A 16027-nucleotide genomic window follows, 5' to 3' on the forward strand; every position below is an offset into this window, starting at 1 on the left:
GGAGGTTAGCCATGGCTTATCAGTTCGACTTTTTACCGGTACTGGAAAACACCGGGCTGCTGCTGCGCGGAGCGCTGTTCACCCTTGAGCTGACAGCCATCGGCGCGGTGCTTGGGGTCAGCCTGGGGATCGTTGGTGCGGTGGTTCGGGCCTGGCAGATCAAACCGTTCGCGGCGATATTCGGGGTGTATGTCGAGTTGATCCGCAACACGCCGTTTCTGGTGCAGCTGTTTTTCATCTTCTTTGGTCTGCCGTCACTCGGCGTGCAGATTTCCGAATGGCAGGCCGCCGTGCTGGCGATGGTGATTAACCTCGGCGCCTACTCCACAGAAATCATTCGCGCGGGCATTCAAGCGATCCCGCGCGGCCAGCTTGAAGCATCGGCAGCTCTGGCGATGACGCGTTTCGAGGCCTTTCGTCACGTAGTGCTACTACCGGCGCTGGGCAAGGTCTGGCCGGCGCTGAGCAGCCAAATCATCATCGTCATGCTCGGCTCGGCGGTGTGTTCGCAGATCGCCACCGAAGAACTGAGCTTCGCCGCCAACTTCATTCAATCGCGCAACTTCCGCGCCTTCGAAACCTACGCCCTAACCACGCTGGTTTACCTGTGCATGGCCCTGATGATCCGCCAATTGCTGAACTGGATCGGCCGCCGGTATATAGCAAGGAGCAGCCAATGAGCGATTTCACGTTCCTGGACATCGTGCGCAACCTGCTCACTGGCCTGCAGTGGACCCTGGCACTGTCACTGGTGGCATTCATCGGCGGCGGACTGATCGGTTTGCTAGTCATGACGCTGCGAATTTCCGACAAGGCGTTCCCCAGTGCATTCGCCCGCACGTACATCGAACTGTTCCAGGGCACGCCGCTGTTGATGCAGCTGTTTCTGGTGTTCTTCGGCGTGGCACTGCTGGGAGTGGATATCTCGCCTTGGCTGGCGGCAGCGATTGCCCTGACGCTGTTCACCAGTGCCTACCTGGCGGAGATCTGGCGCGGCTGCGTCGAATCGATTCCCCATGGCCAGTGGGAAGCTTCGTCGAGCCTGGCGCTGACACCGCTTGAACAACTGCGCTACGTGATTCTGCCGCAAGCCTTGCGTATTACCGTGGCGCCGACCGTGGGCTTTTCGGTGCAAGTGGTCAAAGGCACTGCGGTGACGTCGATCATCGGCTTCACCGAACTGACCAAGACCGGCGGCATGCTCGCCAACGCGACCTTTGAGCCCTTCATGGTCTACGGCCTGGTGGCGCTCGGTTACTTCCTGCTCTGTTACCCCTTGTCCCTCAGTGCGCGCTATCTGGAAAGGAGACTGCATGCCTCTGCTTAGAATTTCCGCCCTGCATAAATATTACGGCGACCACCATGTGCTCAAAGGCATCGACCTCAGTATCGAGGAAGGTCAGGTCGTCGCGATCATCGGCCGTAGCGGCTCGGGCAAAAGTACCCTGCTGCGAACCTTGAACGGCCTGGAGTCGATCAACGACGGGGTGATTGAGGTCGATGGCGAATACCTGGACGCCGCTCGCGCCGATTTGCGCAGCTTGCGACAGAAGGTCGGGATGGTGTTTCAGCAGTTCAACCTGTTCCCGCACCTGACCGTTGGCGAAAACGTGATGCTCGCGCCGCAGGTGGTGCAGAAAGTGCCGAAGGCCAAGGCTGCCGACCTCGCGCGACAGATGCTAGAACGGGTCGGCCTCGGAGAAAAATTCGATGCGTTTCCAGATCGCCTGTCTGGCGGTCAGCAACAGCGCGTGGCGATTGCCCGAGCACTGGCCATGTCACCCAAGGTGTTGCTCTGCGACGAGATCACCTCGGCTCTGGACCCGGAACTGGTCAACGAAGTGCTCAGCGTGGTCCGACAACTGGCCAAGGATGGCATGACGCTGATCATGGTCACCCACGAAATGCGCTTCGCCCGTGAGGTGGGTGACAAGCTGGTGTTCATGCACCAGGGCAAGGTGCATGAGGTTGGGGATCCGAAGATTTTGTTCGCCAATCCGCAGACGGCGGAACTGGCGAATTTTATCGGGACGCAAGCAGCGGTCTGAAGGATCGCCAGCGCCTTCGAGACCGCAATCGCGAGCAATCGAGCGTCGACCGGCTGCTCCCACACTGATTCTGCGTCGTATGCGGGATTAGAGGCGACATAGAACCCCTGTGGGAGCGAGCTTGCTCGCGATTGACCGCGCAGTGGTCACCGGCATTGCTGCGTTGGATCAATGCTTTGATATCTGCGCGTTGGCGGCGGCGGTTGATCGTGGCAGGATGACAAGGTTATCGACCGAGACCCTTTAACCATGCCGCAATCCCAAGCCATTAATCTTTCTCTGATCGCCGCTATCGACCTGGGCTCCAACAGCTTCCATATGGTCGTGGCCAAAGCCCAGAACGGTGAAATTCGCATTCTGGAGCGGCTCGGCGAGAAGGTTCAGCTGGCCGCCGGGATCGATGAAGAGCGTCAGCTCTCCGAAGAATCCATGCAGCGCGGGCTCGACTGCCTGAAACGTTTCGCTCAACTGATCAGCGGTATGCCCACGGGCGCTGTGCGGATCGTTGGCACCAACGCCCTGCGCGAGGCGCGTAACCGTGGCGAATTTATCCGCCGCGCCGAAGAAATCCTCGGCCATCCGGTAGAAGTCATCTCCGGCCGTGAAGAAGCGCGCCTGATCTACCTCGGCGTCTCCCACACCCTCGCGGACACTCCGGGCAAGCGCCTGGTGACCGATATCGGCGGCGGCAGTACCGAGTTCATCATCGGCCAGCGTTTCGAACCGCTGCTACGTGAAAGCCTGCAAATGGGTTGCGTCAGCTATACCCAGCGCTATTTCCGTGACGGCAAGATCACTCCGGCCCGTTACGCCCAGGCTTACACGGCGGCGCGGCTGGAGATCATGAGCATCGAACACGCCCTGCATCGCCTGACTTGGGATGAAGCCATCGGCTCCTCGGGCACCATCCGCGCCATCGGTCTGGCCCTCAAGGCTGGCGGTCACGGTACCGGCGAGGTCAACGCCGAAGGGCTGGCCTGGCTCAAGCGCAAGCTTTTCAAGCTCGGCGACGTCGAGAAAATTGACTTCGAGGGCATCAAACCCGATCGCCGGGCGATTTTTCCAGCAGGCCTGGCGATTCTCGAGGCGATTTTCGATGCCCTCGAACTGCAACGCATGGACCACTGTGAAGGCGCCCTGCGCGAAGGCGTGCTCTATGACCTACTGGGCCGTCATCACCACGAAGACGTCCGTGAACGCACCCTCAGCTCGCTGATGGACCGTTATCACGTCGATCTGGAACAAGCGGCACGGGTCGAGCGAAAGGCACTGCATGCCTTCGATCAGGTGGCGACGGATTGGGATCTGGATGACGGCGTCTGGCGCGAACTGCTGGGTTGGGCGGCCAAGGTCCATGAAGTCGGGCTGGACATCGCCCACTACCAATACCACAAGCACGGCGCCTACCTGATCGAGCACTCCGATCTGGCCGGCTTCTCCCGCGAAGACCAGCAAATGCTGGCCCTACTGGTGCGCGGCCATCGGCGCAATATTCCCAAGGACAAGTTCGCCGACTTCGGCGATGAAGGCATCAAGCTGATTCGCCTGTGCGTGTTGCTACGCTTTGCGATTTTGTTCCATCACATCCGCGGCACCCAAGAGATGCCACAAGTCACGCTGCTCGCCCACGGCGACAGCCTGGATGTGTTGTTCCCGGAGAACTGGCTGGATGAAAACCAGCTGACTCAGGCCGACTTCGCGCTGGAAGCGGAGTGGCTGACCCGAGTCGGCTTCGTGCTTAACGTACGCTAAGCACCGGATTGCTCAGGCGCTCGAGCAGAGTGGCCTGGGCACTGCGCGGGTTCTGGTTACCGGTCGGCGTGTTGCGAATGTAACGGCCGTCCGACTGCAGGCTCCAGCTGTGAGTGTTATCGGTGAGATAAAGCTCCAGCTCTTTCTTGACCCGCATAATCAGCTTCTTGCCCTCGACCGGGAAACACGTCTCGACGCGCTTGTCGAGATTGCGTTCCATCCAGTCGGCGCTGGACAGGAACATCTGCTCTTCACCACCGTTAAGGAAGTAGAACACCCGCGTGTGCTCAAGGAAGCGACCGATGATCGAGCGCACATGAATGTTATGCGAGACCCCGGCGATACCCGGCCGCAGGCAGCACATGCCACGTATCACCAGATCGATACGCACCCCGGACTGACTGGCCTTGTACAGCGCGCGGATGATCTTCGGGTCGGTCAGCGAGTTGAACTTGGCGATGATGTGCGCCGGTTTGCCGTCGAGGGCAAACTGGGTTTCCCGGGCAATCATGTCGAGCATGCCTTTCTTCAGGGTGAACGGCGCGTGCAGGAGTTTTTTCATGCGCAGCGTCTTGCCCATGCCGATCAACTGACTAAACAGCTTACCGACGTCTTCGCACAGCGCATCATCGGAAGTCAGCAGGCTGTAGTCGGTGTACAGACGGGCGTTGGCCGCGTGGTAGTTGCCGGTACCCAAGTGGGCGTAACGGACGATCTCCCCGGCTTCACGACGCAGGATCAGCATCATCTTGGCGTGGGTCTTGAAGCCGACCACGCCGTAGATCACCACCGCACCGGCCGCTTGCAGACGGCTAGCCAGTTGCAGGTTGGACTCTTCGTCGAAACGCGCACGCAATTCGATCACCGCGGTGACCTCTTTGCCGTTACGCGCCGCATCGACTAACGCGTCAACGATTTCCGAGTTCGCGCCGCTGCGGTACAGCGTCTGGCGGACCGCCAATACATGGGGATCCTTGGCCGCCTGACGCAGCAGATCGACCACCGGCGTAAAGGATTCGAACGGGTGTAGCAGCAGGATGTCCTGCTTGCTGATCACGCTGAAAATGTTCTCGCTGTTCTGCAACAGCTTGGGGATTTGTGGCGTGAACGGCGTGTATTGCAGTTCCCGCTGGCTGTCCAGGCCGGTGATACTGAACAGGCGCGTCAGGTTGACCGGGCCATTGACCTGGTACAACTCGGACTCTTGCAGGTTGAACTGCTTGAGCAGGTAGTCGGACAGCTGTTTTGGGCAAGTGTCGGCCACTTCCAGACGCACCGCATCGCCATAGCGACGGGAGAACAGCTCGCCGCGCAGGGCGCGCGCCAGGTCTTCTACATCTTCGGTATCGACAGACAGGTCGGCGTTTCGAGTCAAGCGGAACTGGTAGCAGCCCTTGACCTTCATGCCCTGGAACAGGTCATCGGCGTGCGCATGGATCATCGACGACAGGAACACATAGTTGTCGCCCGTGCCGCCAACCTCTTCCGGCAACTTGATGACCCGCGGCAGCAGACGCGGCGCCGGGATGATCGCCAGACCGGAATCGCGACCAAAGGCGTCAATACCTTCGAGCTCGACGATGAAGTTCAGGCTTTTGTTTACCAGCAACGGGAACGGGTGCGTCGGGTCGAGGCCGATCGGGGTGATGATCGGCGCGATCTCGTCTCGGAAATAGCGGCGTACCCAGGTTTTGATCTTGGTGTTCCAGTGGCGCCGACGGATGAAGCGGACCTGATGTTTCTCCAGTTCCGGCAACAGAATGTCGTTGAGGATCGCGTACTGGCGGTCGACGTGACCGTGTACCAGTTCGCTGATGCGTGCCAGCGCCTGATGCGGTTGCAGACCATCGGCACCGGCCTGTTCACGGGCGAAGGTGATCTGCTTCTTCAGGCCGGCAACACGAATCTCGAAGAACTCGTCCAGGTTACTGGAGAAGATCAGCAGAAATTTCAGCCGTTCCAGTAATGGATAAGACTCATCCAGCGCCTGTTCCAGCACGCGGATGTTGAACTGCAGTTGCGACAGCTCGCGATGGATGTACAGGCTGCTGTCATCCAGACCGGGAAGCGCAATCGCCGGTGCCGCGGGCTGCGGCTCGACCGCTGCCGGCGGCGGGGTTTCCAGCTCCGGTGGGGTTTCGACGACTTGCTCGACCACAGGTTGAGCATCCTTTACTGCAACTTCAGTGAGTCCTTCGGTATTCATCGCGTGTTCCTGGGAGGGCTATTTTTGCTCTCGTAACAATTGAGCAGCACGAACGGCAAAGTACGTCAGGATGCCATCAGCACCTGCACGTTTGAAAGCGGTCAGGGACTCAAGAATAACCCCTTCACTCAACCAGCCATTCTGGATCGCCGCCATGTGCATGGCGTATTCACCGCTGACCTGATAGACAAAGGTCGGCACTTTAAATTCTTCTTTGACCCGATAAAGGATGTCCAGGTACGGCATGCCGGGTTTGACCATGACCATATCTGCGCCTTCCGACAAGTCAGCGGCCACTTCATGCAGGGCTTCGTTGCTGTTGGCAGGGTCCATTTGATAGGAGGCCTTGTTGGCCTTGCCCAGGTTCAGCGCGGAACCGACGGCATCGCGGAACGGGCCGTAATAGGCACTGGCGTACTTCGCCGAATAGGCCATGATCCGCACATTGACGTGATCGGTCAGTTCAAGGGCTTCGCGGATCGCCTGGATCCGACCGTCCATCATGTCCGATGGCGCGACCACCTGAGCACCCGCGGCAGCGTGGGACAGGGCTTGTTTGACCAGCGCATCGACGGTGATGTCGTTCTGCACATAGCCTTCTTCATCGAGGATACCGTCCTGCCCGTGGGTGGTGAACGGGTCCAGCGCCACGTCGGTGATCACACCCAACTCAGGGAAGCGTGCACGCAGCGCGCGGGTCGCACGCTGGGCGATGCCGTCCGGGTTCCAGGCTTCGGCGGCGTCGAGGGATTTGAGCTCGGGCGGCGTCACCGGAAACAGTGCCAACGCAGGAATTCCCAGCTCGACCCACTTGGCAACTTCTTCGAGCAGCAAATCGATGGTCAGGCGTTCGACCCCTGGCATCGAAGCCACCGACTCGCGACGGTTTTCGCCGTCCAGCACAAAAACCGGGAGGATAAGATCGTCGACGGTCAGGACGTTTTCACGAACCAGACGACGCGAGAAATCATCACGACGGTTGCGACGCAGACGGGTAGCAGGAAACAAACGGTTGGCAGGGGTGAAGCTCACGGCAGACTCCTGAGCCCGCGCAGGCAGGCGAGCGTGACAGTTATAAGCGACCATTATGACCAAGTCATGACAGTCGTGCTTACCCCCATGACCGGTAGTCGCACCCATTGTCCTTGTAGGAAATGTTCACGTCGAGACACATTTCGATACTTTCCTGAATGTGTCTGAAGGGTTAGGCTGCGCGTTCATTTCGCCAGCATCCAGACAATGCTCCAACAATTTCTTCAGGATTTCGGCTACTTCGCCCTTTTTCTCGGCACGTTCTTCGAAGGCGAAACCATTCTGGTTCTCGCAGGCTTCCTTGCGTTCCGCGGATACATGGATATCAACCTGGTGGTGGTCGTGGCCTTCTTCGGTAGCTATGCCGGTGATCAGCTGTGGTACTTCCTGGGGCGCAAGCACGGCCGCAAATTGCTGGCGCGCAAACCGCGCTGGCAAATGATGGGCGATCGGGCGCTGGAACATATCCGCAAGCATCCGGACATCTGGGTGCTGAGCTTTCGCTTCGTTTATGGCCTTCGCACAGTGATGCCGGTGGCGATTGGCCTGTCCGGTTATCCGCCGGGACGTTATCTGCTGCTCAACGGGATTGGCGCCGCTGTCTGGGCCGCCGCCCTGGCTGCTGCTGCCTACCATTTTGGCGCGGTGCTTGAAGGCATGCTGGGCAGCGTCAAGAAATACGAGCTGTGGGTACTGGGCGGGCTGTTGCTGCTCGGCTTCGTCCTATGGCTGCGTCGGCGCTTCAAGAATGCCCGCCTCGCCAAAAAAATCTACGAAGATGAACTGATCAAAAAGGCCGAACACGCCGAAACCAACAAGCCTACGACGCCAGTCGAGTGAGTCGGTTTCTACAGCAGTAGAGGCCGATGCCACTGAGCAGGCTGTAACTGAGCAGGCCGACCCAGCCCACTGCGCTGGCCGGCCACAGCCCCAGGATCGGTGCCAGCCACACCAACGGCACGTTCAGTGCCAGACGCAACAACTCCAGCTTGAACGCCCACGGGCGATTCTCCAGGGCTACGCCCAGCACAAACAGACCGAACGCCACAGCGCTCCAGCCCAAGGCCAGTGCGGCAGTCGGCAAACTGTCGGCCAGGTTCATCAGGTAGCTGCCTAGCGCGATATATACCGTGAACTGCAGCGCGACATACAGCTGCTGTCGCCCGTCCAGCGGCACCTCGAACTTGCGGAACTGGCTCAAGTCCGGCTTGGCCATCGGATACTTCGCGGTCACATCCGCCGGCCGCCAGCCGGTACGCATGAACCAGATCCGCAGCTTGTCCCACCTGCTTTCGGTGCGCCGCGCATCGCTCAGCAGCTGCGCGTAAAACTGCAGATTGGCCCACAACGGATTCCAGCTCGCCAACGGCGTGGTCACGCCGAAAATCACCGGCTCGTTGTCGTCCTCTTCCTGGAATGAACCAAACAAGCGGTCCCAAATAATGAACACCCCACCGTAGTTGCGATCCATGTAGAGAGCATTCTGCGCATGGTGGGCACGATGGTTGGACGGCGTGACGAAAAACCACTCGAACCAACCAAGCTTGGGTATGTGCCGGGTATGTACCCAGAATTGATAGAGCAGATTGAGCGCCGCAACGCTGACGAACACCAGCAGCGGCACGCCGAGCACCGCCAGCGGCAAGTAGAAAATCCAGCTCAGCAGAAATCCGGTACTGGTCTGGCGCAGCGCCGTGGACAGGTTGTAGTCCTCGCTTTGGTGGTGCACCGAATGCGCCGCCCAGAGGATATTGCGCTCATGGCCCAAGCGGTGCAGCCAGTAGTAGCAGAAGTCATAGAAGACGAAGGCAAACACCCAAACCCAGACGCTTTCGGCCGACAGCTCGGTCACGGCCAGATGCTTCAAGGCAAAGGCGTAGGTGATTAGCCCGACGCCTTTGGTCAAAAGACCCGTCGTGGTCGACAGCACGCCGGTACTAAGGCTGTTGATCGCGTCCGCCACGCGATAATTACTCACCCCACGCCAGCGGTCAGCCAACAGCTCGACGGCTATCAGCACAAAGAAGAACGGCACTGCATAAAGGATGAAGTTCATGACGCGACCTGACCGGAATCGTTAGCCGAAGATTAGGTGTAGCCGCGAAATAACCCTATGGCAACGAGTGACAAATTAGTGGACATTTAACGCCATGAATCTGGAGAAAAACCCATGAGCAAAAAAGTTGCATTGATTCTTTCCGGCTGTGGCGTCTATGACGGCGCCGAGATCCAAGAAAGCGTGATTACGCTGCTGCGCCTGGATCAGCGCGGTGCGCAGGTGCAGTGCTTCGCACCCAATATCGCCCAATTGCATGTGATCAACCACCTGACCGGCGACGTCATGCCCGAGTCGCGCAACGTGCTGATCGAATCAGCGCGCATTGCCCGTGGTCAGGTAAAGGATATTCGCGAAGCCAATGCCGAAGACTTCGATGCGTTGATCGTGCCCGGCGGATTCGGCGCGGCAAAAAACCTCTCCAACTTCGCCATCGCAGGCGTCGGCTGCAGCGTCCAGGCAGAAGTACTGGCCTTGGCTGAAGCCTTTGCCGAAGCCGGCAAACCGGTCGGCCTGATCTGCATCTCGCCAGCCTTGGCCGCCAAGATCTATGGCCCAGGTGTGACGTGCACCATCGGCAACGATGCCGATACAGCCGCTGCAATGACGAAGATGGGCGCCACCCATGAAGAGTGCACCGTTAGCGAAATCATCGAAGACAAGGCACGCAAACTGGTCAGCACCCCGGCTTACATGCTCGCACAGTCCATCAGCGAAGCGGCTTCGGGGATTAACAAACTGGTTGACCGGGTGCTGGAGCTGACTCACGAGAATGATGTTTAAACAGCACGGCTATGTGGTGTCGGGCTTGTTGTGGCGAGGGAGCTTGCTCCTGCTGGGGCGCGGAGCGGCCCTAAAACAGGCCGCCGCGGTTTGCCTGTAAGAACTCGTCAGCCGATTTACGACTGCTGCGCAGCCGAGCGGGAGCAAGCTCCCTCGCCACAGGGGTGTGCCTGACTCAAGCTTTTCGCATCAACCGCGTCAGGATCCGGTCCAGAGCATTGGCGAACGCCTGCTTCTCGCGTTCGCCATGGGGTGGTGGGCCGCCGCCCATCTGGCCCTGATCGCGCAGGTCCGTAAACAAGTTGCGTACCGCAAGTCGATCGCCCATGTTCTGCGGGTCGAATTCCTTGCCACGCGGATCGAGAGCAGCGACGCCCTTTTTGATCAAACGATCAGCCAGCGGCACATCGCTGCAAATGACCAGTTCGCCAGGCACGGCGTGTTCGACCAGATAATCATCGGCCGCATCCGGGCCGCTGGGCACCACGATCAGCTTTACGCAGGCATAGCTCGGTTTGATCTGGCTCTGCCCCGCCACCAGCACCACTTCGAACTGGCGCTTCAAGGCAAACTTGATTACTTGATCCTTCGCCGCCTTGGGGCAGGCGTCGGCATCGATCCAGACACGCATGTTGTGTTGTCCCTCTAAAAGCTTCGCGGGCAAGCGAACGTCGCCCGGCCCTTCCCACAAGTATTGCATCGTCCTTGTGGGAGCGTGGCTTGCCCGCGAAATGAGCGCAGCGAATGCTTTAAGAAGCCGGCACCCGCCGCTTCTCCGACATGCGACTACGACTGTAAAGCACGATGATCGCCAGAATCGCCACGGCCTGAGCACTCAGCGAATACGCATCAGCGTGGATCCCCAGCCAGTCGAAGTCAAAGAACGGAACCGGCCGGGTGCCGAAAACTCCGGCCTCCTGCAAGGCCTTGACGCCATGCCCGGCAAACACCACCGATAGCGCGCACAGCAGACCGGCATTGATCCCGAAGAACAGCGCCAGCGGCAACTTCGCCGAGCCGCGTAGAATCACCCAGGCCAGACCGATCAACAGCACAAACGCCGTCGCACCGCCCGCCAGCACGGCGTTGTGTCCAGCTTGGCCTGCCTGCAGCCAAAGGGTTTCGTAGAACAGGATCACTTCGAACAGCTCGCGATAAACCGAGAAGAACGCCAGCATCGCAAAGCCGAACCGCCCACCGCCACTGACCAGACTGCTCTTGATGTAATCCTGCCAGGCTGCTGCGTGGCGGCGGTCGTGCATCCATACGCCGAGCCAGAGCACCATGACGCTGGCGAACAACGCCGTCGCACCTTCGAGCAATTCACGCTGGGCACCGCTCACATCGATCAGGTAAGCCGCCACCGCCCAGGTCGCCAGACCGGCCACCAGCGCCAACCCCCAACCGATGTTGACGCTGCGCACCGCCGATTGCTGGCCAGTGTTACGCAGGAACGCCAGAACCGCAGCCAGCACCAGAATCGCTTCCAGTCCTTCGCGCAGCAGGATCAGCAGACCAGAGATGTAGCTCAAGGACCAGCTCAAACCATTGCCGCCCAACAGGCCGGCTGACTGCTTCAACTTGGCTTTCGCCGTGTCCATGCGCTGCTCGGCCTGAGCCACCGGCAAGCCGTCCTGCAACGACTGACGATAAGCCATCAGGGATTTTTCAGTGTCTTTGCGCACGTTGGTGTCGACGTTGTCCAGGGAGCTCTCGACCAGCTCGAAACCTTCCAGATACGCTGCTACCGACAAGTCATAGGCCTGTTCGTGATCGCCAGCGCGGTAGGCTGCGAGGCTCTTGTCCAGGGTCGCTGCAGTGTAGTCGAGCAACTGCGCCGGGCCACGTTTGACCTGCGGCGGCTGAGCACGCTGGGCACGGAAAGTCGCCGCAGCCTCAGGGCCTTCGGCGGCCAGCACCTCTCCCGGGGTCTGACGGGCCAGATCCGCGAGGTTGAAGCGCTTCTCGCTTTTCACCACAGCCGGGTCAACGCTGAAGCTGGCAATGTAGGTCGCCAGATCCCAGCGCTGGCGGTCGTCCAGTTGATCGGCGAAAGACGGCATGTCCGTCCCTTCAATACCCAGACCGAGGGTGTTGTAGATCGCATAGAGGCTCAAGCGATCCTGGCGTGCGGCATCACGCAGATCGGTCGGTGGTGGCATCAGACCCACGCCTGCCGGACCGTCGCCAGCACCGGTGTCGCCATGGCACACCGAGCAATGCTGGGCATACAGCGGCGCTCCGCGAGTCGGGTCCGGTGTGATGATCGGTGCCTGGCTGACCTCATAGGCCACCGCCAGTCTGGCACCCAATTGCCGCGCCTGACGGGCAACGCCTGCGCCGTCCTGACGCTGAGTGACCGCGCTGCGCAGACTGATGACGCCCTGTTCCAGCTCGACCCGTTCTGGTTTGGCCGGCAACGCAGTGATCAGCCCTTTCAGAGCACTCAACAACTCAAGCTGCTTGCGATACTCGGGCTCTTCAATGACCTTGCCCCCCTCGACTGTGGCCGGGTAATCCGCGCCAATGTAGTCGAGCAAATGCAGGGCCTGGGGCGCGCCTTCCACGGTGTCGGCCAGCAGATTGAAACTGCAAAGCGCAAACACCGGGAGCACCAGCCAGGCCAGAAAACGGGACGAGGCAGTCATGAATGAGTCTCAATTGGAAATAAGAAGTAACACATTGTTCACTTCGAATGAGTTTCACTCAAGCTTTCTCGTCCTTTTATGTCTATCGACGGAACGCTGAGAGCCCCCCCCTTTCAGACACTCAAATAGTGGCACTTCTAGAAATAATGGAATTAAAAAGCCATTACATTGCCATCTTCGAAGCCTATAATGCCGCGCCCTTGTTATTCCTAAATGGCATTTAAGCTCCTCGATTAATGAGGAATTGGCAGGGCAGCTCTCTTCCCCCACCGATTGGTTCATCCAGCCCGACCAGCACGCTCGGCTACTTACGCTCAGGGAAGAAGTATTCCACATGGCATCCCGCGCCCTCACCTCGCTCGCGCTCAGCGCAGTCACTTTGCTTGCCGGTTGTTCGGCATTTCGCAGTTACGACTCCGAGCTTCAGGAAACCAACCAGCAGTTGAGCGCCGGCAACGTCGATGCCGCGCTGACCCTACTGGAGAAAAACAACCGCCGTGAAGACAAAGACCTGCTCTATTACTTCGAGAAAGGTGAACTGTTGCGCGCCAAAGGCGATTTGGTCGGTAGCCAAACTGCGTGGAAAAGCGCCGATAAGGTAGTGGGCGCCTGGGAAGATTCGGTCAAGTTCGATACCGACAAGTACCTGTCCCAGTTCGGCAGCTTTCTGGTCAACGATAAGGTCCGTCGCTACGAAGGTTATGACTACGAAAAAGTCATGCTGACCACCCAGATGGCGCTGAATCTGCTGGCCGTCAACGACTTCGATGGCGCCCGCACCGAAATCAAGAAGACCCACGAACGTGAGGCGGTCATCGCCGAGCTACGCGACAAGGAATACCTCAAGCGCGAAGACGAAGCCGAGAAGCAAGGGGTCAAGACCGAGTACAAAGACCTCAAGGGTTATCCGGTGGAGAGCCTTGATGCTCCTGACGTCGTCAATCTGAAGAACAGCTACCAGAGTGCTTTCAGCCATTACCTGGCCGGTTTCGTCTATGAAGCGCTGGGTGAAAAAGACCTCGCCGCGCCGGGGTACCGCAAAGCCGCAGAATTGCGCCCCAACACCCCGTTGCTTGAACAAGCGCTGCTGAATCTCGACAAGCCGACTGGCAAGACCGAAGAAAGCGACATTCTGATCGTCGTGCAAAGCGGCCTGGCCCCTGCCCGCGATTCCATCCGCATTCCGCTGCCACTGCCGATCAGCGGCAATCTGGTGATCACGCCGCTGTCGTTCCCGGTGATTAAGCCGGACAACGCGACCGCAACCTTCACCCAGATCGGCGTGGACGGTCAGCAACAGAACCTGACCCAACTCAACAGCACCACCGCCATGTCCCGCCGTGCCCTGCGTGATGACATGCCGGGGATCATTCTGCGCACCACCGTGCGTGCCATTACCCGCGGCGTTGCGCAAAAGCAGTTGAACGATGTCAACCCGCTGGCTGGTCTGGCCTTGGGCATCACGTCAACCGTGATGGAAGGTGCTGACACCCGTACCTGGCGCACCCTGCCTGACGCGACTCAAGTCGTACGCCTGCGCCTCAAGCAAGGCGAGCACCAGGTGAGTTTGCCCAATGCCTTGGGCGGCTCTCAGGTGATGGTCAAGGTCGATCAACGCTTTCAAGTCATCACCCTGCGCGTGGTAGGCAATCAAGTGTTCACCAGTGGCATCGCCGTCCATGTGACGCCGCCAAGAGCCCATTCGCAGGCCGTGGCCAGCCTTCAACAACCTTAAGCAGAGACTCTTTCATGCGCTTCAACATCATTGCCGTCGTCGCACTGGCCCTCTTGGCCGGTTGCGCCACCCCACCGCCTGCGGAGCCCGGCAGCGCGGCGAGCAAAGTCGTGAGCATGGGCAAACTGAACAACATCGTGGTCGGTGCCATGCGTGTCGCTCGCGAAAACGGTTTCCTGACCGTCAACGTTCAGCTGAGCAACACCAGCTTCAACAACAAGACCCTGTACTACCGCTTTGCCTGGCTGGGCCCGGAGGGCTTCCCGGTCGGTGAAGAAGAAACCTGGAAAAGCCTGACCCTGTACGGCACGCAAACCAGTTTCCTGCCGGCCATTGCCCCTTTGGCAAGCGCCGTGGATTTCCGTCTGGAAATCAAAACACCTTAAGTCATCCACCCGTTTCGTTCAGTTCTAGAGAGTACTCCCATGTTTGCACGCTTTTCACTCCTCGCCGTGGTTGCCCTTCTGGCCAGCGGCTGCGCTAACAATTCGCCAGTTCTGGGCGGTAAAAACATCGCTTACGGCGACAGCAAGGCTGTGGAACTGGTGACCAACGAGTTCGGCTCCACCGACCTGCAGATGATCGCTGAAACCATGACCCGCTCCCTGGCCCAGTCCGGGATCCTGCAGGGTCGTCCGGTGGTGCAGGTTTACGACGTGAAGAACAAGACCAGCGAGTACATCGATACTCGCGAAATCACCACCAGCATCAAGACTCAGCTGATGAAGTCCGGCACCGCCCGCTTCGCCAGCGACAACACCGCCATGCAGAGCCAGGTTGACCAGCTCAAGCTGCAAAACCAGAGCGGTCTGTACAAGAAAGGCACCGTGGCCAAGACCGGCAACATGATCGCCGCCAAATACCGTCTTGAAGGTTCGATCAGCTCGATCGTCAAGCGCAGCAGCGATTACAAAGACGTCTTCTACAAATTCAGCCTGCAATTGATCGACGTCGAAAGCGGTCTGGCCGAGTGGATGGACGAGAAAGAGATCCGCAAAACCACGGAGCGTTAAGCAATGCGTGCATGGATTGGCATCATAGGCCTGGCCTGCGCGTTTGGCGCTCAGGCGGCCCCGAGAATCGCGGTCACCGACCTCGCGTATCAGGAGCGTGTGGAGGAGTACATCCACATCGTTTCGGCGCAAAGCAACTACCAGGCGGGCATCTATCACGCCAGCGGCTCATCGAGCTATAACGAGATCGAGTCCAGCAGCAGCTACATCGAGCAAGGCGAGTTGCACAAATTCAGCGGCGACATCAAGGGCGAGATTCTCAAGTCCGGGATGTTCCAACTGGTGCAAGGCACGCCCTATACCGCCAAGTCCAAGGAAGACGTCTTTGATGTCATCAAGCGGATCAAGGCCGGCAATTACAAGGGCGCCGACTACGTGTTGTTCGGCACCCTGTCGGATATCGACTTCACCCGCGACATCACCGCGTTGGCTAATACCGACAGCTATTCGGCGATTCTCGGTCTGAGCCTGGTCGCCGACTTTAGTCTTATCAACACCCGGACCTTCGAAATCACCTCGGCGTTTACCGCCATCGGTGATGGGCAAGACACCAAACTGGTGAACAGTCAGGACGTCAAAGTCTCACTGAACCGCCCTCGGGTGGTTCGCGAAGTGTCCAGGTCGCTGGGCGAAGATGTGGCCCGTCAGTTGAGCGAACAACTCGGCGGCACCGGTGATGAGCACCCGGGGCCAGCTGCGCTGCGCAACAACCTGCCACGGGATACGGCGCCAGTCATTCTGCGCTAAGCCCTTA

At 59.2% G+C, this 16027-nt stretch carries 15 protein-coding genes; 10 read left to right on the top strand and 5 right to left on the bottom strand.

Annotated features, from left to right (window positions below; all coding sequences use genetic code 11):
• The first annotated feature begins 11 nt into the window (after positions 1-11).
• From ACN1C3_RS00880 to ppx, 4 genes are all read left to right on the top strand, one after another.
• A complete protein-coding gene (locus ACN1C3_RS00880; protein ID WP_419113896.1) occupies positions 12-680 on the top strand; it encodes an amino acid ABC transporter permease in 669 nt (222 codons plus the stop codon).
• Positions 677-1327, top strand: a complete 651-nt coding sequence (locus ACN1C3_RS00885) for an amino acid ABC transporter permease (protein ID WP_419113897.1) — start codon at positions 677-679, stop codon at positions 1325-1327. The genes ACN1C3_RS00880 and ACN1C3_RS00885 overlap by 4 nt, the downstream gene beginning before the upstream one ends.
• Positions 1314-2048, top strand: coding sequence for an amino acid ABC transporter ATP-binding protein (locus tag ACN1C3_RS00890; protein WP_419113898.1), 735 nt, complete (start codon positions 1314-1316; stop codon positions 2046-2048). The genes ACN1C3_RS00885 and ACN1C3_RS00890 overlap by 14 nt, the downstream gene beginning before the upstream one ends.
• A 249-nt stretch (positions 2049-2297) precedes the next feature.
• Positions 2298-3800, top strand: a complete 1503-nt coding sequence (gene ppx, locus ACN1C3_RS00895) for an exopolyphosphatase (protein WP_419113899.1) — start codon at positions 2298-2300, stop codon at positions 3798-3800.
• On the opposite strand, the gene ppk1 is transcribed toward ppx, so the two are convergent.
• The gene (gene ppk1 / locus ACN1C3_RS00900; RefSeq protein WP_419113900.1) at positions 3787-6006 is read right to left on the bottom strand and encodes a polyphosphate kinase 1; all 2220 of its coding nucleotides are present in this window, start codon (positions 6004-6006) and stop codon (positions 3787-3789) included. The two genes, ppx and ppk1, sit on opposite strands and share 14 nt — an antisense overlap.
• An 18-nt stretch (positions 6007-6024) precedes the next feature.
• On the bottom strand, positions 6025-7038 hold the full coding sequence (hemB, locus tag ACN1C3_RS00905; RefSeq protein ID WP_419113901.1) for a porphobilinogen synthase: 1014 nt from the start codon (positions 7036-7038) through the stop codon (positions 6025-6027).
• A gap of 207 nt (positions 7039-7245) precedes the next feature.
• Here hemB and ACN1C3_RS00910 point away from each other — a divergent pair, with 207 nt between their 5' ends.
• Positions 7246-7878, top strand: a complete 633-nt coding sequence (locus ACN1C3_RS00910) for a DedA family protein (protein ID WP_419113902.1) — start codon at positions 7246-7248, stop codon at positions 7876-7878.
• Here the strand turns inward: ACN1C3_RS00910 and ACN1C3_RS00915 are convergent.
• Complete coding sequence (locus ACN1C3_RS00915) at positions 7859-9094, bottom strand: sterol desaturase family protein (RefSeq protein ID WP_419113903.1); 1236 nt, start codon at positions 9092-9094, stop codon at positions 7859-7861. The two genes, ACN1C3_RS00910 and ACN1C3_RS00915, sit on opposite strands and share 20 nt — an antisense overlap.
• 114 nt (positions 9095-9208) lie before the next feature.
• On the opposite strand from ACN1C3_RS00915, the gene elbB reads away from it, so the two are divergent.
• Entirely contained in the window at positions 9209-9877 is a 669-nt protein-coding gene (gene elbB / locus ACN1C3_RS00920) for an isoprenoid biosynthesis glyoxalase ElbB (protein WP_419113904.1), read from the top strand.
• 175 nt (positions 9878-10052) lie between these two features.
• Here elbB and ACN1C3_RS00925 read toward each other — a convergent pair whose 3' ends face one another.
• Together ACN1C3_RS00925 and ACN1C3_RS00930 are read right to left on the bottom strand one after the other, a co-directional pair.
• Positions 10053-10508, bottom strand: a complete 456-nt coding sequence (locus tag ACN1C3_RS00925) for a YaiI/YqxD family protein (protein WP_419113905.1) — start codon at positions 10506-10508, stop codon at positions 10053-10055.
• A gap of 118 nt (positions 10509-10626) precedes the next feature.
• Positions 10627-12525 carry an FTR1 family protein gene (locus tag ACN1C3_RS00930; protein ID WP_419113906.1) on the bottom strand — a complete coding sequence of 633 codons (1899 nt, stop codon included), beginning with the start codon at positions 12523-12525 and terminating at the stop codon, positions 10627-10629.
• A gap of 334 nt (positions 12526-12859) precedes the next feature.
• Here ACN1C3_RS00930 and ACN1C3_RS00935 point away from each other — a divergent pair, with 334 nt between their 5' ends.
• The 4 genes from ACN1C3_RS00935 to ACN1C3_RS00950 are packed head-to-tail and all read left to right on the top strand — an operon-like array spanning position 12860 to position 16020.
• Positions 12860-14260: a COG3014 family protein gene (locus tag ACN1C3_RS00935; protein WP_419113907.1), complete on the top strand. Its 1401-nt coding sequence runs from the start codon at positions 12860-12862 to the stop codon at positions 14258-14260.
• 14 nt (positions 14261-14274) lie between these two features.
• Entirely contained in the window at positions 14275-14646 is a 372-nt protein-coding gene (locus ACN1C3_RS00940) for a DUF1425 domain-containing protein (RefSeq protein WP_419113908.1), read from the top strand.
• Between the two features lie 39 nt (positions 14647-14685).
• Positions 14686-15273 carry a penicillin-binding protein activator LpoB gene (lpoB, locus tag ACN1C3_RS00945; RefSeq protein ID WP_419113909.1) on the top strand — a complete coding sequence of 196 codons (588 nt, stop codon included), beginning with the start codon at positions 14686-14688 and terminating at the stop codon, positions 15271-15273.
• Positions 15274-15276: 3 nt separating this feature from the next.
• The gene (locus tag ACN1C3_RS00950; protein ID WP_419113910.1) at positions 15277-16020 is read left to right on the top strand and encodes a penicillin-binding protein activator LpoB; all 744 of its coding nucleotides are present in this window, start codon (positions 15277-15279) and stop codon (positions 16018-16020) included.
• Positions 16021-16027 lie beyond the last annotated feature (7 nt).

It is taken from the genome of Pseudomonas sp. H11T01, from assembly GCF_048515765.1.
Taxonomy (GTDB): Bacteria; Pseudomonadota; Gammaproteobacteria; order Pseudomonadales; family Pseudomonadaceae; genus Aquipseudomonas.